Origin of the sequence: Providencia sp. Me31A (genome assembly GCF_050487165.1) — a bacterium.
GTDB lineage: Bacteria > Pseudomonadota > Gammaproteobacteria > Enterobacterales > Enterobacteriaceae > Providencia.
Genome location: NZ_JBKQGZ010000012.1, coordinates 114703 through 134589 on the forward strand (window position 1 = coordinate 114703; position 19887 = coordinate 134589).

A 19887-nucleotide genomic window follows, 5' to 3' on the forward strand; every position below is an offset into this window, starting at 1 on the left:
TTTAAATATTAGCCATAGGGAACAATATTTATGAATAAGTATCAATCAGCGATGATTATTCTCAATGGAAAACAATCTAATAACCCTGAACTACGTAAAGGAGTTGCCCATTTACGCAAAGAAGGTCATCACATTCAGGTTCGTATCCCTTGGGAAAAGGCTGATACACATAATTTTATTGCCCAAGCAATAGAAAGCAATGTTGATACGATTATTGCCGCAGGCGGCGATGGCACAATTAATGCTGTGGCAAGCACTTTAATGCAATTTCCTGCTAGTCATCGTCCTGCTTTAGGGATATTACCAATGGGCACCGCAAATGATTTTGCCACCAGTGCGAATATTCCTTTAGATATTGAAGCGGCTTTAGCATTGGCAATTAAAGGAAAACCTGTTGCAATTGATGTTGCCCAAGTCAATGACCAATATTATTTTCTTAATATGGCAACGGGGGGATTTGGTACGCGTATCACCACAGAAACCCCTGAAGCGCTGAAGTCTGCATTAGGTGGCGCAGCATATGTCATCAACGGCCTACTTCGCCCTGACACGCTAAAAACCGATATTTGCCATATTGAAGGTGATAATTTTAGCTGGGAAGGTGAAACCTTAGTCATTGCAGTGGGTAATGGTAAGCAAGCTGGAGGCGGGCAACAACTTACCCCACAAGCACTAATTAATGATGGAGCCCTCAATTTACTGATTATCCCAGCCAGAGATGTGATCCCTGCCTTTTTAACTAATTTATTTTCAACCGATAAAAATGAACATCTGGTCGAAAAGACATTATCATGGATCAAAATTTCATCCCCCCATGATATGGTGCTAAACCTTGATGGCGAACCGTTATCTGGGGATAGCTTTACCTTTAAAATACAAGCAAATGCTATTGAGTGCCGATTACCACCCCAATGCAGTTTATTAATTTAATTCACCCTAAAATGAAGTCCTAAAAAGGGCTTCATTACCACCACGCATGAAAATGATGAACAGGACCTATCCCAGTTCCAACTTCCAAGCTATCTGCTTTTTTTAAAGCCGCCTGTAAATACGCTTTTGCCTGTATGACCGTGGTTTGCCAGTCGGCACAACGTGGGCGTAATGCAGCCAGTGCCGCGGATAATGTACAGCCTGTTCCATGCGTATTCTTAGTATTGATACGCACAGACGTAAAACGCCATTCCCCTTCAGGAGTTATCAACCAATCAGGACTTTCTGCATCCTGTAAATGCCCCCCTTTCATCAATACTGCTTGGCAGCCCTTTTCTAATAATTTATAACCCTGCGAGAGCATTTGGCTTTCGGTTTGTGCCACTTTTTCGTCTAGCAAAACCGCCGCTTCTGGCAAGTTAGGAGTAATGATTGAAACTAATGGCATCAATTGTTGGCGTAATGCATCAACCGCATCCGGCAATAACAGTGGGTCACCACTTTTAGCCACCATCACCGTATCCAATACGACATAAGGAATATTGTATTGTTTCAATGCATTAGCCACCACAGTGACATTACTTTGGTTGAATAACATGCCAATTTTTGCGCTATCAATACGTACATCGCTGAGAACCGAATCTAACTGAGCCGCGACAAACTCAGGAGGCAAGTCCTGCACAGACTGTACCCCTCGTGTATTTTGAGCAACCAATGCCGTCATCACACTCGTACCATATGCCTCTAAAGCAGAGAAGGTTTTTAAATCAGCTTGAATACCTGCCCCACCCGATGGGTCTGTTCCGGCGATGGTTAATGCATTGATCCTCATGGATGGTTCCCCTTTCGACTAATAGCATTATGAATACGACCAACAGCGCAGGCCGTGATATTAGACATGAATAATTTGTTGAAAATGATTTTAAATCAATCAATAAAACCGCTTTGATTGTCTCATATCATTAAGTAATTACCAGCGATTAGTGAATGAATTTTAATGGCTTAGATAAAAAGAAGGAATATATTAGATAAGGAAGATTAGACTGTCTTATAAATACACATTCGGTAAATGAAGTTCCCCAACACCACGCTGTTGCAGTGCCTGCGCGAATGTCTCCACATCCTCCCGAGTTGCGGCAGGCCAGTTTGCAGCTTCATTTTTCACACCATGTTGCTGAAACGCATTGATTTTTATCCGAGTATTTTCAGGAAGCTTCACCAGAAAATCCGCAAGCTCATCAATGTGTTCCTCATAATCAGTTTGCTGAGGAATATACAGCAAACGCAGCTCATATAATTTATTGGCTTGAGCTAATAATTGAATACTTTCAAAGACCCGTTGATTATCTTTACCCGTTAGCCACAGCGCGCACTCATCGCTCCATGCTTTTAAATCAATCATTACACCATCGGTGTAATCAATAACTTTATTCCAACCAGTTGCCGCAAGCTGCCCATTACTGTCAATAAAACAGGTTAAGTGCTTAAGCTCTGGTGATGCTTTAATCGCTTTAAATAAATCAATAATAAACGGTAATTGAGTGGTTGCCTCCCCGCCACTGATAGTCACCCCATTTAGGAAAACAACATTTTTTAATAAACTATTAACGGCATCATTAACACTCAATGACACCGTCATAGGGCTCGCGTTCTTAGTGCAAGTCTGTAGGCAAGTATCGCATAATTGACAAGCATCGCTATCCCAGACAACTTTGCCATCGATAAGGGATAAGCCTTCATGGGGACAAGTTACCACACAGTCCCCACAATCGTCACACAACGCCATCGTATAAGGGTTATGGCAATTCAAACAACGTAAATTACACCCTTGTAAGAAAAATACCTGGCGGTTACCTGGCCCATCTACACAGGAAAAAGGAATAATTTTATTCAGTGTAGCGCATCGATTGCTCATTACTTATCACTCGTTGCTGACGGGCTGTTATCTTACAGTTTTTTGTGGCTTCTTCCCCTAACCATGTTGTATTACTTCTAGAACCTTCTTCTTTATACTTTTCAATATCGGATAAACGTACCATATAGCCGGTTACACGCACCAAATCATTACTTGCCACATTCGCAGTAAACTCACGCATACCATAGCTAAATGCCCCTTTACACAACTGCAATAATGCCTGTGGGTTTTGCTTAATGGTCTCGTCTATCGTAAGAATATCGCTGATCCCTGATAAATAGTGTTTATGATGAGGAGCAACGGCTTGAATATGCGAAATCGGATCAGGTTCTTCACCATAAGGAAGACGGGCTCCTGGCGTTGTGCCAATATCAGAGCTGATACCCGATTGAGCATGTAACATTGCTCGGTTTTTATAACCATATTTAACCGGCGTTGCATCCACAAAATCCGCCAGTTGTTCGCTGATTTGATAAGCTAATGGTAATGCAGGAGAATTAGGTTCATAGTGGCCTTTAACCCCATCTTTTTCCATTAAAATATTCACGGCTTCCGCTAACCCATAAATCCCGAACATGGGCGCAAAACGCATAGGGTCAATTAACCCTTCATGCACAAGAAAACTGGTTTGGAAGAAATTCGACTCTTCAAATAAGAATGCGCTACGAGTTTCAATCAACTCCATTTGTAACTCACAGTACTTTTTAAGTTGTACTGCTAAAAAATCGGCTGAATTTTGACTGCGCAAAGCGACTTCGCGTAGATTAATACGAACAAGCGTGCTACCACCGCCAGCAACAGGCAATGCATTATAGCAACTGACAATACCGTAACCTTGTTTATCAAAAGCAGCACTGTGAATAATATCATTCGCTATATGCGGCTTACTACACTCACAGATATTTTCAATCGCTTGTAAAAACAGCGATTCAGGGGTGCGTTGTGGATGATAAACAAAGGTTAAGTTTGGTGCTACCTGCTTCAACTCGGCATCAATACGCAGTATTAAGCGACAAATGACGTTGTCATCGGGGCCAATATTGGCATGCATAAACGCGTCAGGTAATGTGCGGTCTAGCTGAATCCAAAATCGTTTTAGTTTCGGATATAACTGTTCTTCCGTCAGTTCGCCAACATAAGGCATGAGCAGTTTATCAATATAACCAAGAAAGACAGGGAAATTTGTCACAGAAGGAACGTGATGGTACAAAATCATCAAATGATTGAGTGCATCATCAAAATCTTCCGCTGGGGGTAACTCTAAATAAGCAGAGCCTTGTTTAAGGTATTTTTCATAGTCAGGCAAGACATAACGCGGTTTATAGGGTGCATTTCCTTCATACATATCACAAATTACGCGCTCACTTAGTGCATCAGCAAGCGGCTTGCTCATGGCAAGATAAGGTATGTTGCTGTCCGCTTCACCCGCCAAAAAATTTGCTTTTTGCTTTGGCGACAATATTTTATCTGTCGCGATAGCCAAACATTTAGCTTGATAATCATTCAGTGGTTCTTGGCGCTTCATCATAGCGATATTCCCTCTTACTTTTTAGGAGCGGACATTTTCACAACCGTGCTAATGTGATGGATTACTACAACGGTTTGGCGTTAATCTAGCCAATCAGTCACCTATAATCCAATAATAGAGACCGCCCCTGTCATCATTGGTGTATGACAGCTCATGTTTTCTGCCTTTAGCATCCATTTCATCCTATTGGGAACACTTATTATTTGACACACATCATATTTTTTGGTTTTGTTTACAGAGTATTTTTCATAAATGATTGCTGTATCAACATTACTAGCTGTAATTGCTTAGCAAGTAAAATTTAGTTTTAATAACAATTCGTTAAATACAAAAATTGGAAAAATCATCATTTTTACTTATCTTTCGAAGCCCCTATCTGTATAGCGATAGGATCTTGTTAAAAAAAAAAACACTTTACCTGATTACTTAATAGACTAAATTGATATCATTCACTAATAGTATTCCTTTTTGGACGCTATGAAGTTAAACCGTTCTACTACGAAAACAGATTATTATTCTTAGTAATGCAATTAAAACTACTATCTTCTATATATCTTAATTAAAATAGTTGAATTCAAAATTATACCTATAAGCTAATCCATCAACTATTAGTGAACTAAACCTCTTTTTATATCTGCAATACAGAACTGGATCTACAATGAGAGTTTCTAAAAACATACAATTGGCCATAAGCACCTCATTACTCATGAGTACGTCAATTTACATATCATCGCCTGCCTTTGCGAATGAGCAACCTAACAATTTATGGGATAAGTTCACTAGCAATGTGAGTACCACATGGGACTCTGACAAATATGAGCTTTATATCCCTGCTGTGACTTGGCACAACCGTGCTATGTACGATAAAAAGAAAACAGACGAATACAACGAAAGACCTTGGGGCTTTGGTTTCGGCAAATACCGCTATGATGAAGATAATGACTGGCATGCTATTTATGCAATGGCTTTCAAAGATTCACATAATGATTGGGAGCCAATTGCAGGGTACGGATTCCAAAAAATGTGGGTTCCTGGGGATATTGATGGTTTCCGTATGGGAGCTGGCTTTACTTTAAGTGTGACTGCACGTAAAGATATGTACTATATTCCAATCCCTGCACCACTTCCGCTAGTTTCAGTGGAATATGATAAACTTTCACTGCAAGCGACATACATTCCGGGAACTTATAATAACGGAAACGTATTATTTGCTTGGTTACGTTGGCAGTGGTAACCACACCTTTTCATTGAAAAACAAAAAAATAGCCGGCGATTTTTATCTACCGGCTATTTTTACATCAAACAATCAATAACTAGGTTTAGTGCGTTGACTGACTTTTCGCTGCATGTTGTTTCTTAGCACCAGAGAACTGATAACCAACCCAGAGAACAGCGATCCACAATGGCATGATTAATACTGAAACACGTAAGCCATCCATCGTGAGAATGATACCAAGAATAAGCAGCAAAAATGCTAAACATAGGTAGTTACCAAACGGGTACCAAATACTTTTGAATTTTGTTTCAATACCTTGTTTATTCATTGCAGCTCTAAACTTCAGATTTGAAACACAAATCATGATCCAGTTTAGAACCAATGTCGTTACCACTAATGACATCAATAATTCGAAAGCTTTACCTTCCATCACAAAACTAATCAGTATGCCACCCGAAGTAGCAATACCCGAAACCAATAAAGCCATGACGGGAACCCCGCCTTTGTTCACTTTCACTAGGAATTTTGGTGCATTACTTTGTTGAGCTAAGCCATACAACATACGGCTTGTCGCATAAGCCCCACTGTTATACACAGACAATGCAGCAATCAAAATCACTACGTTCAGTGAGTTGGCAACAAGTAAATCCCCAAGCTCATGGAAAATTAAGACGAAAGGACTCGTTTTACCATCCAGATCTACCCAAGGATATAACGCTAATAGCACCGCAAGTGAACCAATATAAAAAATCAAAATACGGTAAACCACTTGATTAATGGCCTTTGGAATACTTTTATCTGGGTCTTCTGCTTCTGCGGCAGTAATGCCCACCAATTCCAAGCCACCAAATGAGAACATAATAATGGCAAGCGCCATAATTAACCCACTGAAACCATTCGCGAAGAAACCACCGTAATCCCACAAGTTACTCACTTTCGCTTGCGAGCCACCATGGCCGCTAAATAGTAAATAGCAACCAAAAATAATCATCCCAATGACCGCAATGACTTTTATGAGAGCAAACCAAAACTCCGTTTCACCATATGAACGCACATTGACTAAGTTAACGGCATTTACAGCAACAAAAAATACGGCAGCAGAGACCCAAATAGGCAGATCAGGCCACCAATGTTGCATATATTTACCCGCAGCGGTTAATTCTGTCATCCCAACCAGAATGAACATAAACCAGTAGTTCCATCCGGAAAGGAATCCCGCAAAGCCCCCCCAATATTTGAATGCAAAATGGCTAAATGAACCAGCAACAGGTTCTTGAACAATCATTTCACCTAGCTGACGCATGATAAGAAAAGCAATAACCCCACACAGGGCATAACCAAGCAGAACCGAGGGGCCTGCCATTTGTATTGTTGTTGCTATCCCTAGGAATAACCCTGTACCAACAGCGCCCCCTAAAGCAATCAACTGAATATGTCTATTTTTTAATCCCCGCTTTAGCGTCTGCTGCTGTTGCGCCATAACTTTACCCTTTCGTCCTTTTACTTATTTTTTATCATCCAACATAATAATAATCGTGCAAGTTTATGTGAATTTTCTTATTAACACTACACTCTTCTACCACTGTTTCTACATTAAATAGCCCAAAAGTAGGTGCTATTAGTTATTTTTGTTATTCATCGTATTATAAAATGATATTCACCGATGATAATGCCGATTCAATATCAAGTATTGTGCATTAAAAAGCAAATTCAAAATGGTAACAAATCAGTTACATGACAAACACCGAAAACAAGGTTTTCGCCACCTTGATCACAAAAACTATCCATCGCTAAACTATCCATCGCTAAAATATAGAGGAAAATGCCGCTTAAAATAATGTTAATAACAATAATTAATTTACGACTGAACACCGAGTATCCCTTCAATTATTAATGATGATTTTATTTCTCAATTGATTACAATGATGAGACACTGTCATTTCGTGATTGACCAAGCTATAGCGTTGCTCAATACATATTCATAATTTGAATAGTACTTTAACCTGTAATCACAAATTTGAGAAAATAAGCAATTTGTCTATTTTTATGCGAATTTTGCTCATTTTCAATGCAATCCCGTGTTAACTTGTTCTGATTGTGCTTTTTTTGCTCATAAAATAACAAATACCGCACAAGCAGCCTTTGTCATGAGGAATTGAAGTTGTGTATACTCCTGCTACCGTAAAACTAGAAATAAATCGAGATGCCACAAGATAACCACTTAGCACTTGTTTATGCTTTGAGTAAATGGATAGAAGAACATTTAGGCCGCGTGATTCATTTAGAAGAGCTCGCTGCTTACTCTGGATATTCACTTTGGCATATGCAAAAAATCTTTAAAGAAGTTACCGGGATTTCACTGGGAAAATATATCCGCCAGCGCCGTCTTGCAGGTGCAGTTAATTTACTTCGCAACAGTAACCAATCCATTTTTGATATCGCTTTAGATTTTGGCTTTGGTTCCCAGTCACATTTTACTTACATGTTCCGCAAGGAATATGGCATTACGCCATTTGATTTTAGGCAAAATGAACAAATCCAGCTTGATATAAAACAGCCGCTACATTTAACTGGCGATTATGAGTGAGAATGCTTTAAGAGCATTAATTTATAGATGAATAAACTTAATGCGATAAAACATTGCCATTTTCAAGACAACGCTATTTCGAACAGGCACCCTTCCCTGTGTTCTGTTCACTGGCTTGTCGCTTCTGCGTTCCTTTCCAAGCCTATTATCTGACTTCGGTAATTTACATTCTAAATAATTGGAGTAATGTACTGGGGGCAAAGCACTAATTTTAGGAGGCATTGGATGTCAATTAAACTGGTCGCCATTGATTTAGACGGCACATTACTTCCCCCCCAGCATCAGATATCTTCCACTGTAAAAGACGCTATCAAGCGGGCTCAACAAAAAGGTATCCATATCATTCTTGCTTCAGGCCGTCCTTTTTCAGGAATTGCCCCTTACTTAAAAGAATTAGGCTTAAACACCGCCAATAACTATTGCATCAGTAATAATGGAAGTGTCATTCACCAAGCAAGTGATGGTAGCCATTTAGTTGAAAACTTATTAGATTTCGATGATTATCAATACTTTGAAGAACTTGCAAGAAATGTTGGGGTTCACATGCATGCACTTGCAGACAATAGTATGTTCACGGCAAACCGCCATATAAGCCATTATACGGTAACAGACGCTTATTTAACAAATACGCCTCTTATTTATTGCCCGGTAAATGAAATGGACAGCTCGCTCGCTTTTACCAAATTTATGATGATTGACTATCCAGAAAAACTGGATACGGGCATTAGCTATATACCAGAGAACGTCTTTGAAAATTACTCGCTAACTCGAACCAGCCCTTATTTTTTAGAAATTTCCAATAAAACATCCAGCAAAGGGGCGGCATTGCAAAATATCTGTGAAAAGTTAGGCATCACACCAGATAAAGTAATGAGCATTGGCGACCAAAATAATGATATCCAAATGCTACAGTATGCCAGTGTCTCCGTTGCTATGGGAAATGCCATTGAGCCAATCCGCCAAATGGTGAAATTTGTAACAAGTACGAATGAAGAAGATGGCGTTGCAGTCGCCATTAATAAATTTATTAATGACTAAGAAGCCTTACCTCTGCTTATTTTAACTTATCCTATTCCCAGCGCTCGCTTAAGCAAGCGCTGTCATTTATGACTATGTGGCTTTTGTCGTGTGGCCAAAAAGCAAATTATCGATCCCATTGTTACCATTAAGACTCCCTGCCAAAAGCTTAAAGTTAATGCTGTACTTAATAATACAGATGCAAAAGCAGTTGAAATAACAGGGGTAAAATAAGATAGAGTACCTAAGAAGGCCACATTGCCTTTAATAACGGCAAATGTCCATAATGCATTAGCACCACCAGTCGCAATGGCAGCAACAACCAATAATAAAAGACTTTGGCTATTGATATTAAATGAGCTAGAGCCATTAAATAGGTAAAGTCCCCATAACCCTATGGCGGTCATAATAAAAAACAACACCATACCATTGTGTCCACCTGAAATTCGTTTGGTAACATTACTATAAAATGACCAAACAATAGCTCCGATAAAAGCTAATAAATAGCAAAGTGGATTACTTTGTACATTAGTAAGGATAGCTTCTGTTGATAAAGGCTGGTCTCCTGAAATAACCCAAACTAGCCCCATAAATGCTAATACTAACCCTATTGCTAACAATAAAGTAAAACGTTGTCGGTTAAAAAATACAGCTAAAGCGATGGTGAAACTAGGCCATAAATAATTCACCATTCCTAGTTCTATGGCCTGCTGTCGCGTATTGGCTAAGCCTAGAGCTAAAACAAAACAAATTTCATAGCTCACAAATAATATTGTGCCCCAAAGCAAATAACGCTTGGGATATTGTTTTACTTTTGGAACCCCCATGGTAAGCATGAGTATCACTGAACCGATAGTGTAAATTAAAGCAGCGCCCCCTACTGGGCCGAAATTTTCACTCACACTACGAATTAACCCAACCATTGTGCTCCACAGCAAAATGGAGATAATGCCGTATAGCGTTGCTGCATACTGACTCAGTTTCATAATAATCTCAGCTAGATTGTCCCAAATAAAATTTTCACGAACATAATGTCCGTTATTTATTTAAAAAAAACTTATAGCTCAAAGAATTATAATGCAAGAGATTTTATTTAAAATCATCCTTATGGGTGTGACTGCAAGAAATTCTTAGGCTCTCACCTAAGAATTTCACCATACATTATATTTTGTGGCTAACGAGATGTTTCTTTTTCCACCCACTTATCAATTTGATCTTTTTCCCAAATCCCCTCTTCGAACTGTTTTTTGAGTTCAGGATGTTGGCTAATATCAAAAGTAGGTATTTTTCCTGCAGCAAGCTGCTGGTTATAATCTTTCGCTAATTTAAAGGCTATTCCAGAAAGTAATAGAATGGCAATCAGATTAGTTATAGCCATTAACCCCATAGATAAATCAGCGAGCTTCCATATAAATGGCATCTCTGCCAATGTACCAAACATCACCATCCCTAGTGTAGCCAAGCGAAAAATAAACAAGCTTGCCGTATGATTATTCTCTAAAAAAATCATATTGCTTTCCGCATAAGCATAATTTGCAATGATCGATGTAAAAGCAAAAAAGAAGATGGCAATAGCAATAAAGGTACTGCCCCAACTTCCTACAGCTGATGAAAGTGCCAATTGAGTTAATTCAATGCCATTAATTTTATCCATGCCACTATCTAAAACACCCGAAGATAAAATAATGATTGCAGTCGCACTACAAATTACAATGGTGTCCATAAAAACACCAAGCATTTGTACATATCCTTGTGATGCTGGGTGGGGAGGATATGGTGATGCTGATGCGGCAGCGTTAGGTGCAGACCCCATTCCCGCTTCATTCGAAAATAAGCCCCGCTGAATACCTTGTGTCATTGCCTGAGCAACACCATAGCCAATAGCTCCTCCTGCCGCTTCTTGTAATCCAAATGCATTACGAATAATCATCATAAATACTTCTGGTAAACGTTCGATATGTTGCCCTACCACCCAAAATGCTAATAACAAATACGCACCTGCCATAATAGGAACGACTAATTCAGCAACCTTCGCAATGGATTTCAATCCACCAAAAATGATCACTCCACTTAGTAATACTAAGCCAATGCCCACATAAATTGGATTGAAATCAAAGGCGACTGCGGTTGCTTGAGCAATAGAGTTTGCTTGTACCGCATTGAAAACCAGCCCGAATGCAATGATCAAAAATATAGAGAACAAAACCCCCATCCAACGCTGGTTTAAACCTTTTTGCATGTAATAAGAAGGCCCTCCACGATAGTTGCCTTGGTCATCTTTAGTTTTATAGAGCTGTGCTAAGGTGCATTCAACAAAAGATGTCGCCATTCCCAATAATGCCACAACCCACATCCAGAAAATGGCGCCAGGCCCACCCGCTGTTAACGCAATCGCAACCCCTGTCAAATTCCCGGTTCCTACTCTTGCAGCCAAACTGGTACACAATGCTTGAAATGATGATATACCTGCACTATCAGATTGTTTGCTATTTTTTATAATGGCGAACATATGGGTAAAGTGTCTAATTTGGATGAATTTCGAACGTATTGTAAAATATAAACCAGCCCCCAGTAGTAAATAAATGAGTACAGATCCCCAAATCATATTCGTTAGTGAGTTTATAAATTCTATCAAATTACTCTCCTTTTTTATTAAATCAACTAATAGAAGATTAGTTGATAATTAAGTCGTCTCCATATCTAGCAAATAGTAAACCTAAAGAACAACAATCAGTTTGGTTTATGATATATTTGAATATTCCCTTTTGGGTTTTGAAATTATATTTTTTTATCTTTAATGTAAATTATTTTTCGCTTTATTAATAATTCATTTTGAAAACTCATAATTACTTTCTATTATGGCGACAATTTAATGTAAAAAACAAAATAAAAAACAAGGGGATATAAGAAGAATAAATTTATTTAACTTATGGTAAATCAATCGTTTGATTTTTAGCTATTTTTTTAATCGATTAATTAATAAAATTAAAAATCAATCATCACCACTAATAAAATGCCTATATTAAATTAATCTAACAAGTAACGTAAATATCTATAAAATTAATTATCAACTGATTGTTGCTCCATTTTAAATAAAAATTAAATATAAAAATAAATTTATACTCTTGATTTAAACATATTAGTATCATTATCATGTCATCATAATAAGACTATTGATTATGTTTAACGTTAACAATAAACTGAGTGCAAATTTGCTTTTTAGACAAGAGGTTACCACATGGAAATTAATATCAAGTTATCTGACGCCCCTATTTCCCAACTTTCTGATCGTTCCTATCAATCCCTGATATCCGAGCTAAAAGCTAGAGTTCTAGAGGTCTATCCTGGAAGTTATTTATTGATCACCCATGATAGCGGTCCAACAACATTTCAAACAAAAGGCTTTCATGATGACAATGAAGCTCACATCGTTTTACATGAACTCGTTGAAGATGTGCTTAAACATGGTCATTGGTTAAAACAATAGTCCGCACTTTAAATAACCAGCTGTGGCTATGTTAACCTTCTTCAGCTGGTTGCCTTTGTTTAACAACTGCCCCGTTACTTCTCTTTACACCCAGTATTCTGATCAAGATCATATTGAATCTTAGATTCAATGAAATCGTCACAAATCACTTTATTTTTAATCGTTGTATGGTAATGTATATAACGTATTTTTCATTTACATTGCTTTTGCTAATTATAGCGGCCAGTATTTATACTGGCTATTTTTTATGAAATCATGCTAAAAAGTCATCAAGCATCCCCGTTTTAAGCCTAATCTGCTATAGTATTTTTCTAAGGCTGTATAAAATTACCATTCATTGTGTGCAAAATAGAGGTATGACTATGAAGCGTTTATTACTGGCTTTTTGCCTAACACCCGCCATTGCAATGGCTGCCAATGCCCCATTAAATATTAGTGAAATAGCCAACGATTATTGTGAAATTACTGGCCAGGCGCTTAGTGAAGCATACAGCACTAACAAAACCAGCAGTGAATTAACCCAAGAAACAATTGCTAAACTAAAAAGTGAAAATGTAGATCTGAAGAAATTAGAAACGGTTGAATCAGACCTTCGTCAGAATCTAACATCTGCTATTGATGCAATACGCAGTCATAAATCTAAGTTTGCTAATGATGCTGATTTTAAAAAGTCTTTAAATGACTCTGTTTCAGCCTGTAAAATTCAAACTGAGTTGTTACTCAACAAGTCATAATGTTTTCTTAGCAAAAATGAAAAGAGCTCAAATCGGAGACTTTGAGCTCTTTCTCTTTAATTCTTTTGCTTATTAACACACAAGTTTTCTATTGCTAACTGTAGCTCAGGTGTTTCACTGATAATCAGTTGCCCATGTTCAGAAAAGCGCCCTTCTTTAATAGAAACACTCGCCACAAAAGGCAATGTGGTATCAGAACTAAGCATTCGATATCGCCCGCAGACACGATAACTCTCACCTTCTTTAAATTCGCTCTTTTGAACTATCTCAACATTACTAAACTCAATATCTACAGGGCTCCCCAATTTTTTTTCTACTAAGCGTTGAGATTCTTTTTTAACGTCAGAATCTCCGATACTTGAGTATGAATGATATGCAAAAACGCCTATAGCTAACAATAGTACAATCAACAACTTTGTTTTTATACGCTTCAACTTACATCCCTTCTCCTTTGATAATCTTTGACAATATTATAAATAAATCATGTCAATTCAGGTAAACAATTTGAGCCTTACGCATTTCAACAAACTCAATGGCAGTAACTAACACTAAAAACGATGAAAGCGACACTCATAATAAGTAGTTAAAACATATATACTATCTATCTTCAATATAACATTTTCATATATTTAGTTATCTAAAATAAAGAAAAAAAATATTTTTAATTTATTAATTTAGTTTTATACTAACATTAAATTTAAATTTAAATATTTTTAACATTCATCTATGAAAGAAAAAATTATTAAAGTTCTCGTTGATTTAACCTACGGTAATAATAATGATGTTAAGATAGCCGCAATTAATGCTTTAGGAGATTATAAATGTTCTATTGAGCAAAGTGATGCGATAGAGCGATTATTAGTACTATGTGATGATTATAATAAGGATGTGGCGGTTGCCTCTATTGCTGCCATTAGCAAGTTGGCAAGATTTTTTTATGAAAATCAAGAAATTAATAGCAACATAGATTAAAGTTAATTTATTTAACAAATTTTATGCATTATGAGTAAATAATGAATTAATATTGTCTAAACTATGTTTTATTCATATAGATAAGTAAATACTCTTGAACTAATAGAATTAGCTGACAGAATAAGGATGAATAGAAATTCAAAAGGAGATGAAATATGAATATGTTTAAACTATTAATTATTACTATAAGTTTAATGACTGCTAGTTTTTCAACATTTTCTTATCCAGGTGATGGTCATGGCTCTTGGCACCGCGGTGAATATCAAAACAAGCAGCAATATAATAATAGGTCATCCGATAATTATCGCCAATATAATAATGTAGGTCGCCACTGGGGAGTAATGCAATATTCCACCTCTATACAGACCACTCAGCCTGATGAAATTCTCAAAAAAATTGCCGCTGACGCACCTAAAGGAGAAAACGGCAAACAATATAGGGTAAGCGTTAAGGTTATTGAAATTACGCCAAATGTTCCTGTGCAAGCACAGTAGTTCGTCTACCAAGGATAGTATTTGCTATCCTTGGTTTATTTTCTCACTTTATTTCGATATTTTAAATTCCTATGGGTTGGTAACTTTGCCATTGCGGAGCAAAGTGCTTTCCATCTTTATTTTCATAAAGGTGGATATAAAAATCGCTCACCTGTTGTAACAATACACAGTCATCCACCTCCTTGAAATTATCTTTATGTTGTTGCTGACTGTGAACTAGCAAAGTTTCAATCGCTTTTTGCTTGGCCTCATTAGCATTTTTAGCCACAAACAAATCAAATCCATGTAACTCCGCTGAATTAGATGGGATATCCCCCCAACATTCATAAAATACAGCTTATAATCGCTCTTTGATGGCTCGCTTTCTAGGCGAATATCAAACCCGTCAGCCCATTTTATCTCTGCATACCCATCAATATGTATTTTGTCTTTATCCCCAAACCAAGCTTCTCTTAGCGCAGGCCATGCATCTGTTGGTTGCTTTGCTGCAACAAACTGAACATCATGTACTTCAATATTAGATTGACCCGCATTACCGCCCACATAAAACATGTATAACTTCATTATTGCTCCCATTATGCATTACATCGTTATGCAAATAATTACATAACAATTAAGTTCTACCATTTCATTATTCTTTTTTAGTGTAAAACCAATTGAAATATTATTTTTATTTAAATTTCAACTAGTTAATAAAAACTTAAACCTACCCAGAAAAATAGCGCGAAACTCCCCTATAATAAAATGAATAAAAAATCACTTTAACTATATAATTATTTACGTTAAATTAATTTTGAGTAATCTAATAATGTTAGAAACAATCATTTCAGGGAATCACTATGGATCGTCGTTCATTTCTTAAATCATCTTCACTCGTTGCTAGTGGATTTGCGCTAAACTCATTATTTAATCAATCAGTTGCACAAACAAATAACGCTATCTTACCCAGTAAAAAGCATCCTTTATTATTGAATTTTAATGAGAATTCTTTAGGCATGTCACCCAAAGCCAAAGATGCCATCATCCAAGCATTACCAACCGCCTTTCGTTACCCAGACGATGCACGTGCAGAGCTCTTAAACAACATTGCTGAACTTTACAACTTATCGGATAAACACATAAGTATTGGTAACGGCTCATCTGAAACTATCCAAGCTACGGTGGCAATGTTGGCGAATAAAGCCAAACAAAGAGGAATAAATATTCAGTTAGTGACACCAGATCCAACCTTTAATTATGCCGAATTGTACTCCCTACCATTAGGCGTCAAGATCACTAAAATCCCATTGAAAGCGGATCTTTCTTTCGACTTAGAAAAAATGGAACAAGCTGCAAGTAATTTTGATGGGTTATCTGTTGTCTATATTTGCAATCCCAATAATCCAACTGCAATGGTCACGCCTTATAGCCAACTTGAAAAATGGCTGGGAACACAGTCTGATAACGTGTTTTTTATTGTTGATGAAGCTTATGCTGAGTTTGTTGAAGACCCAAGCTTCATTAGTGCAATTGAATTCGTCAAAAAAGGCCAAGAGAATCTCGTTGTCACACGTACATTTTCTAAAATATTCGCCTTAGCTGGTTTACGAGTTGGCTATGGTGTTGCTGCCCCAAATACAATCTCTGCAATTGATGAATTTTTATCCATAGATAATACCAATACGGCTGGTGCAGTTGCCGCAATTGCATCGTTGAAGGATAAAACATTTATTGCACATAGCCTGAAATCTAATAACATCTCTCGAAAAATTGTAGAAAAAGCCCTAACGGAGATTGGATTAGAATATGCACCTTCACAAGCAAACTTTATTTTTCATAAAGTTAACGGTGATGTAAAAACCTACAAACAACGAATGGCTGATGCAAATGTAATGGTTGGGCGAGAATTTCCTCCCGTTGTTGGTTGGAATCGATTAACACTTGGTACCCCCGAAGAAATGGAACAATTTGTCATTGTCTTAAAACAATTCCATGAGAAAGGGTGGGCATAAGACTCACAAAAAATGAATAAAGGGCAGAACTTCTGCTCTTTATTATTTAAAAAGGCCCCTTAAAGATAAAAAATGCGCCAGCAAAAATCAGAATGAAGCCGATTATATGGTTCATAGTGACACTTTCACCTAAGTAAAACACTGAGAAAATAACAAAAACGCAAAGTGTTATTACTTCTTGCATCGTTTTTAATTCTGCAGCGCTATAGTACTGGTGACCCAATCGATTCGCTGGAATAGCAAAACAATACTCTACCAACGCTATTAGCCAACTAAAAAAAATAACTATATACAACGGCTTAGATGTAAATTTCAAATGCCCATACCAAGCAAACATCATGAATACGTTAGAAATGACGAGTAAAAAAATAGGATAAAGTTTAGTTAGCATTTTCATTCAATAGACAAAATAATGATTGCGATATTATGAGATGGAAATATAAATATTACAATCTATCCCTCAAGTTCCAATTTTCTTTTTACTACGCAAAATACTTTAATATCCATTCGGAGAATGCAATGAACATTAAATATAGATTAATGGTACAAGCAGACTGCCTCCACGTTACACGATTATTACAAGCTAACGCCCAATCACAGCAAGGTGGACTTCTTGGGGAATATCCTTTATCTAAAGTGAGTGCCATGTTCACTAATAGCGCCTCAACCATGATTGCTCACAATGAGAATATCTTTTTAGGTGTCGTTTTTAGTTTTGATAGTCAATCCGCCTCCTTGCCTCCTATTGTACACTTCATTATTGAACAATACCGAGCAATCATAGAAAACAACTGGTTTTATGGCCCAGTTTGTATTGATAAGAATTATAGGGGGAAAAATATTCTAAAAGGACTTTATAACAGTATTTGCGCTTGTCATACAGGTAAGCCTATAGCCTTTATCAATGCAGATAATACGAGGTCACTTGCCGCTCACCTTAAGATAGGCATGAATAATGTCGCAGAATTTGAATTTCAAAATACATCTTATATTCTCGTTAAAGGAAATTAATTTGTACCAAATAGTACATTTATGTTTTAATTTTTTCCCTTTTTGCTACACTATGCAAATTATTGTATTTTAGAGTACACATTATGACAAATTTCATCGTAGCCAATCAAAAAGCTTGGGATAAACAAGCCGAGTCACAATTGTCTTGGTCAACTCCTGTGGATGCGCAAACCATTAGCAATGCAAAACAAGGACAGTGGCAAGTTCATTTAACACCAACTCCAGTACCTGATACTTGGTTAGGAGATATAAAAGGCAAAAAAATCTTGTGCTTAGCTTCTGGAGGTGGGCAACAAGCCCCAGTATTAGCAGCGGCTGGGGCTAATGTTACTGTATTTGATTTTTCACAAAAGCAACTTGATCAAGATAGAAAAGTAGCAGAAAGAGATAAGTTAACATTAGAAATCGTACAAGGGGATATGCGCTCATTACATATGTTCGCGAATGAAATATTCGATATTATATTTCACCCTATTTCTAATTTATATATTCCAGACGTTAACCCAGTTTGGCAAGAATGCTATCGTGTTTTAAAGCCTAATGGTCGCTTATTATCTAGCTTTTTTAACCCAATTGTTTTTGTTGGAGAAAGGGAAAAACAATACGATGAGCAAGGCGTTATAAAACCACGCTATACTATGCCATTTTCGGAGCTTAATACATTGTCGCCCGAGCAGATTGAACAAAAAAATATCAGACAAGAAGCTTTTGTATTTGGTCACTCACTGAGTGATTTGATTGGTGGGCAAATTAAAGTAGGTTTCCAGATAGCGGGATTTGAAGAAGATTGGCAACCTAATCCACGCTTTATTATTGATAATTATTTGCCAACGTTCTTAGCAACAATGGCCATAAAGCCTAAATAAGAGCCTTAAATTTAAGGCTCGCTAGTAACTAATGAGCCTAACAACATCAGACTATATACAATATCGTTCCCATACTGATTCGAATTGTTCAGGAGGAATAATATCGTCAACTTTTTCTACAAAAGGAATGGATATCATTACCTTCCCAACTTTATTTTTATGGAGCCTCACGATAAACCGCTTATAATCATGCGGTAATTCATTTTCAAAGCCAAATACTTCACCGCAATAGTAACCTGTTTCTTCTCCTTCATCACTTTTAGTTAATACATAGTAATGAAAATTTTTATAGCGTGCCGCTGATGGATATGCAAGAAAATCTTCAACGGCACTTTTTACTCGGCTTTCTGTATCTAACTCAGAATCAAATGTTATTTCGGTCATGACCCCCGCAATATAGATACAACCAGCAATTAATAGCAAAACTAACGATCTTAACAACATTTTTTGGTAGGGCTCGATGGAAAACATTAATACTATTATAGATTATGCATAAATTTTTGCGACACAAAATACTCGTATATAGTGTTTTTTCGCATGGCAGAAATACGAAATTTACCCCATATCACCATCATCAATTCAATATTAATTTTCAAATTTATTTACTGTGTTACCTGCCAAATATAGACTAAAACAGCTGCTGTGATTATCCAAACAATAGTCGCTATACTGAGACTAAGCCAAGCTGCCATTTTGGTTGCTAATAAATACACTGTTGACATATACATCGCATAAGGAATTAACGACCAAAGACCAAACAATGCTGTTTTTTTTAATGCTTCACTCCCTTGCTCTTGAACTATAATAACATGTGCAATTAAAGCAAATGTTGGAAATAAAGGCACTAAGCCCGCAATGTAATAAACCTTACTACGTGAAAATAGTGCGATAATCAACACCGCTAAAGCCCCTATAAGGCATTTTAGGAAAAGCGATAACATGAGCAACTCAAAGTTTTACCAATATCAAAATGTTGTATCTGTTATTACACAAAACTAAATCGTATTCTAGATACCATTAGACATAATTTCTTTTTCTTTCCTCTTATTTAGTCAATAAAACCTAAATTCATTCAATTTTATGAGCTAAGTCAAATTGTTGGATATAAAGTATCCAGACTTGATGCCGATACATTTATT

Annotated in this window: 22 protein-coding genes and 1 pseudogene; 11 read left to right on the plus strand and 12 right to left on the minus strand. The window is 37.0% G+C overall.

Annotated elements, in window-relative coordinates; all coding sequences use genetic code 11:
* Window positions 1–30 precede the first annotated feature (30 nt).
* Window positions 31–930, plus strand: a complete 900-nt coding sequence (gene yegS, locus ACLPIE_RS11800) for a lipid kinase YegS (protein ID WP_430261811.1) — start codon at window positions 31–33, stop codon at window positions 928–930.
* A 34-nt stretch (window positions 931–964) separates the two neighbouring features.
* On the opposite strand, the gene thiD is transcribed toward yegS, so the two are convergent.
* From thiD to ACLPIE_RS11815, 3 genes are all read right to left on the minus strand, one after another.
* Window positions 965–1762: a bifunctional hydroxymethylpyrimidine kinase/phosphomethylpyrimidine kinase gene (gene thiD, locus ACLPIE_RS11805; RefSeq protein ID WP_430261812.1), complete on the minus strand. Its 798-nt coding sequence runs from the start codon at window positions 1760–1762 to the stop codon at window positions 965–967.
* A 216-nt stretch (window positions 1763–1978) separates the two neighbouring features.
* On the minus strand, window positions 1979–2845 hold the full coding sequence (locus tag ACLPIE_RS11810) for a YjjW family glycine radical enzyme activase (protein WP_430261813.1): 867 nt from the start codon (window positions 2843–2845) through the stop codon (window positions 1979–1981).
* Window positions 2817–4373: a YjjI family glycine radical enzyme gene (locus ACLPIE_RS11815; RefSeq protein ID WP_430261814.1), complete on the minus strand. Its 1557-nt coding sequence runs from the start codon at window positions 4371–4373 to the stop codon at window positions 2817–2819. The genes ACLPIE_RS11810 and ACLPIE_RS11815 overlap by 29 nt, the downstream gene beginning before the upstream one ends.
* Window positions 4374–5031: 658 nt before the next feature.
* Here ACLPIE_RS11815 and pagP point away from each other — a divergent pair.
* Window positions 5032–5607, plus strand: a complete 576-nt coding sequence (pagP, locus tag ACLPIE_RS11820) for a lipid IV(A) palmitoyltransferase PagP (RefSeq protein WP_430261815.1) — start codon at window positions 5032–5034, stop codon at window positions 5605–5607.
* A gap of 85 nt (window positions 5608–5692) precedes the next feature.
* On the opposite strand, the gene ACLPIE_RS11825 is transcribed toward pagP, so the two are convergent.
* Together ACLPIE_RS11825 and mgrB are read right to left on the minus strand one after the other, a co-directional pair.
* Window positions 5693–7069, minus strand: a complete 1377-nt coding sequence (locus tag ACLPIE_RS11825; RefSeq protein ID WP_430261816.1) for an amino acid permease — start codon at window positions 7067–7069, stop codon at window positions 5693–5695.
* Between the two features lie 230 nt (window positions 7070–7299).
* Window positions 7300–7461: a PhoP/PhoQ regulator MgrB gene (gene mgrB / locus ACLPIE_RS11830; protein WP_430261817.1), complete on the minus strand. Its 162-nt coding sequence runs from the start codon at window positions 7459–7461 to the stop codon at window positions 7300–7302.
* Window positions 7462–7792: 331 nt separating this feature from the next.
* Here mgrB and ACLPIE_RS11835 point away from each other — a divergent pair, with 331 nt between their 5' ends.
* The gene (locus tag ACLPIE_RS11835) at window positions 7793–8176 is read left to right on the plus strand and encodes a helix-turn-helix domain-containing protein (RefSeq protein ID WP_430261818.1); all 384 of its coding nucleotides are present in this window, start codon (window positions 7793–7795) and stop codon (window positions 8174–8176) included.
* A 225-nt stretch (window positions 8177–8401) separates the two neighbouring features.
* Window positions 8402–9214 (plus strand): sugar-phosphatase, encoded by an 813-nt coding sequence (gene yidA, locus ACLPIE_RS11840; protein ID WP_430261819.1) that lies wholly within the window; start codon window positions 8402–8404, stop codon window positions 9212–9214.
* 62 nt (window positions 9215–9276) lie between these two features.
* Here the strand turns inward: yidA and yddG are convergent, their stop codons facing one another.
* Together yddG and ACLPIE_RS11850 are read right to left on the minus strand one after the other, a co-directional pair.
* Window positions 9277–10179, minus strand: a complete 903-nt coding sequence (gene yddG, locus ACLPIE_RS11845) for an aromatic amino acid DMT transporter YddG (protein WP_430261820.1) — start codon at window positions 10177–10179, stop codon at window positions 9277–9279.
* A 188-nt stretch (window positions 10180–10367) separates the two neighbouring features.
* Complete coding sequence (locus tag ACLPIE_RS11850) at window positions 10368–11798, minus strand: alanine/glycine:cation symporter family protein (RefSeq protein ID WP_430261917.1); 1431 nt, start codon at window positions 11796–11798, stop codon at window positions 10368–10370.
* 633 nt (window positions 11799–12431) lie between these two features.
* Between ACLPIE_RS11850 and ACLPIE_RS11855 the strand changes: the two genes are divergently transcribed.
* Together ACLPIE_RS11855 and ACLPIE_RS11860 are read left to right on the plus strand one after the other, a co-directional pair.
* Window positions 12432–12680, plus strand: coding sequence for a penicillin-binding protein (locus tag ACLPIE_RS11855; RefSeq protein ID WP_430261821.1), 249 nt, complete (start codon window positions 12432–12434; stop codon window positions 12678–12680).
* A gap of 362 nt (window positions 12681–13042) precedes the next feature.
* On the plus strand, window positions 13043–13414 hold the full coding sequence (locus tag ACLPIE_RS11860) for a hypothetical protein (RefSeq protein ID WP_430261822.1): 372 nt from the start codon (window positions 13043–13045) through the stop codon (window positions 13412–13414).
* A gap of 56 nt (window positions 13415–13470) precedes the next feature.
* Here ACLPIE_RS11860 and ACLPIE_RS11865 read toward each other — a convergent pair whose 3' ends face one another.
* Complete coding sequence (locus ACLPIE_RS11865) at window positions 13471–13848, minus strand: hypothetical protein (protein WP_430261823.1); 378 nt, start codon at window positions 13846–13848, stop codon at window positions 13471–13473.
* 292 nt (window positions 13849–14140) lie between these two features.
* On the opposite strand from ACLPIE_RS11865, the gene ACLPIE_RS11870 reads away from it, so the two are divergent.
* A complete protein-coding gene (locus ACLPIE_RS11870) occupies window positions 14141–14386 on the plus strand; it encodes a HEAT repeat domain-containing protein (RefSeq protein WP_430261824.1) in 246 nt (81 codons plus the stop codon).
* A 155-nt stretch (window positions 14387–14541) separates the two neighbouring features.
* Window positions 14542–14880 carry a hypothetical protein gene (locus ACLPIE_RS11875; protein WP_430261825.1) on the plus strand — a complete coding sequence of 113 codons (339 nt, stop codon included), beginning with the start codon at window positions 14542–14544 and terminating at the stop codon, window positions 14878–14880.
* A 61-nt stretch (window positions 14881–14941) separates the two neighbouring features.
* On the opposite strand, the pseudogene ACLPIE_RS11880 reads toward ACLPIE_RS11875, so the two are convergent.
* A pseudogene (locus ACLPIE_RS11880) lies at window positions 14942–15444 on the minus strand (DUF1543 domain-containing protein).
* Between the two features lie 275 nt (window positions 15445–15719).
* Here ACLPIE_RS11880 and ACLPIE_RS11885 point away from each other — a divergent pair.
* Window positions 15720–16871, plus strand: coding sequence for a pyridoxal phosphate-dependent aminotransferase (locus tag ACLPIE_RS11885; protein WP_430261826.1), 1152 nt, complete (start codon window positions 15720–15722; stop codon window positions 16869–16871).
* A 46-nt stretch (window positions 16872–16917) separates the two neighbouring features.
* Here ACLPIE_RS11885 and ACLPIE_RS11890 read toward each other — a convergent pair whose 3' ends face one another.
* The gene (locus ACLPIE_RS11890) at window positions 16918–17262 is read right to left on the minus strand and encodes a DMT family protein (RefSeq protein WP_430261827.1); all 345 of its coding nucleotides are present in this window, start codon (window positions 17260–17262) and stop codon (window positions 16918–16920) included.
* 128 nt (window positions 17263–17390) lie between these two features.
* On the opposite strand from ACLPIE_RS11890, the gene ACLPIE_RS11895 reads away from it, so the two are divergent.
* Together ACLPIE_RS11895 and ACLPIE_RS11900 are read left to right on the plus strand one after the other, a co-directional pair.
* A complete protein-coding gene (locus tag ACLPIE_RS11895) occupies window positions 17391–17882 on the plus strand; it encodes an N-acetyltransferase (protein WP_430261828.1) in 492 nt (163 codons plus the stop codon).
* Between the two features lie 83 nt (window positions 17883–17965).
* Complete coding sequence (locus tag ACLPIE_RS11900; protein WP_430261829.1) at window positions 17966–18748, plus strand: class I SAM-dependent methyltransferase; 783 nt, start codon at window positions 17966–17968, stop codon at window positions 18746–18748.
* A 51-nt stretch (window positions 18749–18799) separates the two neighbouring features.
* On the opposite strand, the gene ACLPIE_RS11905 is transcribed toward ACLPIE_RS11900, so the two are convergent.
* Together ACLPIE_RS11905 and ACLPIE_RS11910 are read right to left on the minus strand one after the other, a co-directional pair.
* Window positions 18800–19132: a hypothetical protein gene (locus ACLPIE_RS11905; protein ID WP_430261830.1), complete on the minus strand. Its 333-nt coding sequence runs from the start codon at window positions 19130–19132 to the stop codon at window positions 18800–18802.
* A 218-nt stretch (window positions 19133–19350) separates the two neighbouring features.
* Window positions 19351–19689: a GlpM family protein gene (locus ACLPIE_RS11910; protein WP_430261831.1), complete on the minus strand. Its 339-nt coding sequence runs from the start codon at window positions 19687–19689 to the stop codon at window positions 19351–19353.
* Window positions 19690–19887: the final 198 nt, after the last annotated feature.

Excerpts from the sequence above, each read along its gene's own strand:
- yegS (WP_430261811.1), top strand. The coding sequence starts at position 31 with ATGAATAAGTATCAATCAGCGATGATTATTCTCAATGGAAAACAATCT.
- thiD (WP_430261812.1), bottom strand. The coding sequence starts at position 1,762 with ATGAGGATCAATGCATTAACCATCGCCGGAACAGACCCATCGGGTGGG.
- ACLPIE_RS11810 (WP_430261813.1), bottom strand. The coding sequence starts at position 2,845 with ATGAGCAATCGATGCGCTACACTGAATAAAATTATTCCTTTTTCCTGT.
- ACLPIE_RS11815 (WP_430261814.1), bottom strand. The coding sequence starts at position 4,373 with ATGATGAAGCGCCAAGAACCACTGAATGATTATCAAGCTAAATGTTTG.
- pagP (WP_430261815.1), top strand. The coding sequence starts at position 5,032 with ATGAGAGTTTCTAAAAACATACAATTGGCCATAAGCACCTCATTACTC.
- ACLPIE_RS11825 (WP_430261816.1), bottom strand. The coding sequence starts at position 7,069 with ATGGCGCAACAGCAGCAGACGCTAAAGCGGGGATTAAAAAATAGACAT.
- ACLPIE_RS11835 (WP_430261818.1), top strand. The coding sequence starts at position 7,793 with ATGCCACAAGATAACCACTTAGCACTTGTTTATGCTTTGAGTAAATGG.
- yidA (WP_430261819.1), top strand. The coding sequence starts at position 8,402 with ATGTCAATTAAACTGGTCGCCATTGATTTAGACGGCACATTACTTCCC.
- yddG (WP_430261820.1), bottom strand. The coding sequence starts at position 10,179 with ATGAAACTGAGTCAGTATGCAGCAACGCTATACGGCATTATCTCCATT.
- ACLPIE_RS11850 (WP_430261917.1), bottom strand. The coding sequence starts at position 11,798 with ATGATTTGGGGATCTGTACTCATTTATTTACTACTGGGGGCTGGTTTA.
- ACLPIE_RS11855 (WP_430261821.1), top strand. The coding sequence starts at position 12,432 with ATGGAAATTAATATCAAGTTATCTGACGCCCCTATTTCCCAACTTTCT.
- ACLPIE_RS11860 (WP_430261822.1), top strand. The coding sequence starts at position 13,043 with ATGAAGCGTTTATTACTGGCTTTTTGCCTAACACCCGCCATTGCAATG.
- ACLPIE_RS11870 (WP_430261824.1), top strand. The coding sequence starts at position 14,141 with ATGAAAGAAAAAATTATTAAAGTTCTCGTTGATTTAACCTACGGTAAT.
- ACLPIE_RS11875 (WP_430261825.1), top strand. The coding sequence starts at position 14,542 with ATGAATATGTTTAAACTATTAATTATTACTATAAGTTTAATGACTGCT.
- ACLPIE_RS11885 (WP_430261826.1), top strand. The coding sequence starts at position 15,720 with ATGGATCGTCGTTCATTTCTTAAATCATCTTCACTCGTTGCTAGTGGA.
- ACLPIE_RS11890 (WP_430261827.1), bottom strand. The coding sequence starts at position 17,262 with ATGCTAACTAAACTTTATCCTATTTTTTTACTCGTCATTTCTAACGTA.
- ACLPIE_RS11895 (WP_430261828.1), top strand. The coding sequence starts at position 17,391 with ATGAACATTAAATATAGATTAATGGTACAAGCAGACTGCCTCCACGTT.
- ACLPIE_RS11900 (WP_430261829.1), top strand. The coding sequence starts at position 17,966 with ATGACAAATTTCATCGTAGCCAATCAAAAAGCTTGGGATAAACAAGCC.
- ACLPIE_RS11905 (WP_430261830.1), bottom strand. The coding sequence starts at position 19,132 with ATGACCGAAATAACATTTGATTCTGAGTTAGATACAGAAAGCCGAGTA.
- ACLPIE_RS11910 (WP_430261831.1), bottom strand. The coding sequence starts at position 19,689 with ATGTTATCGCTTTTCCTAAAATGCCTTATAGGGGCTTTAGCGGTGTTG.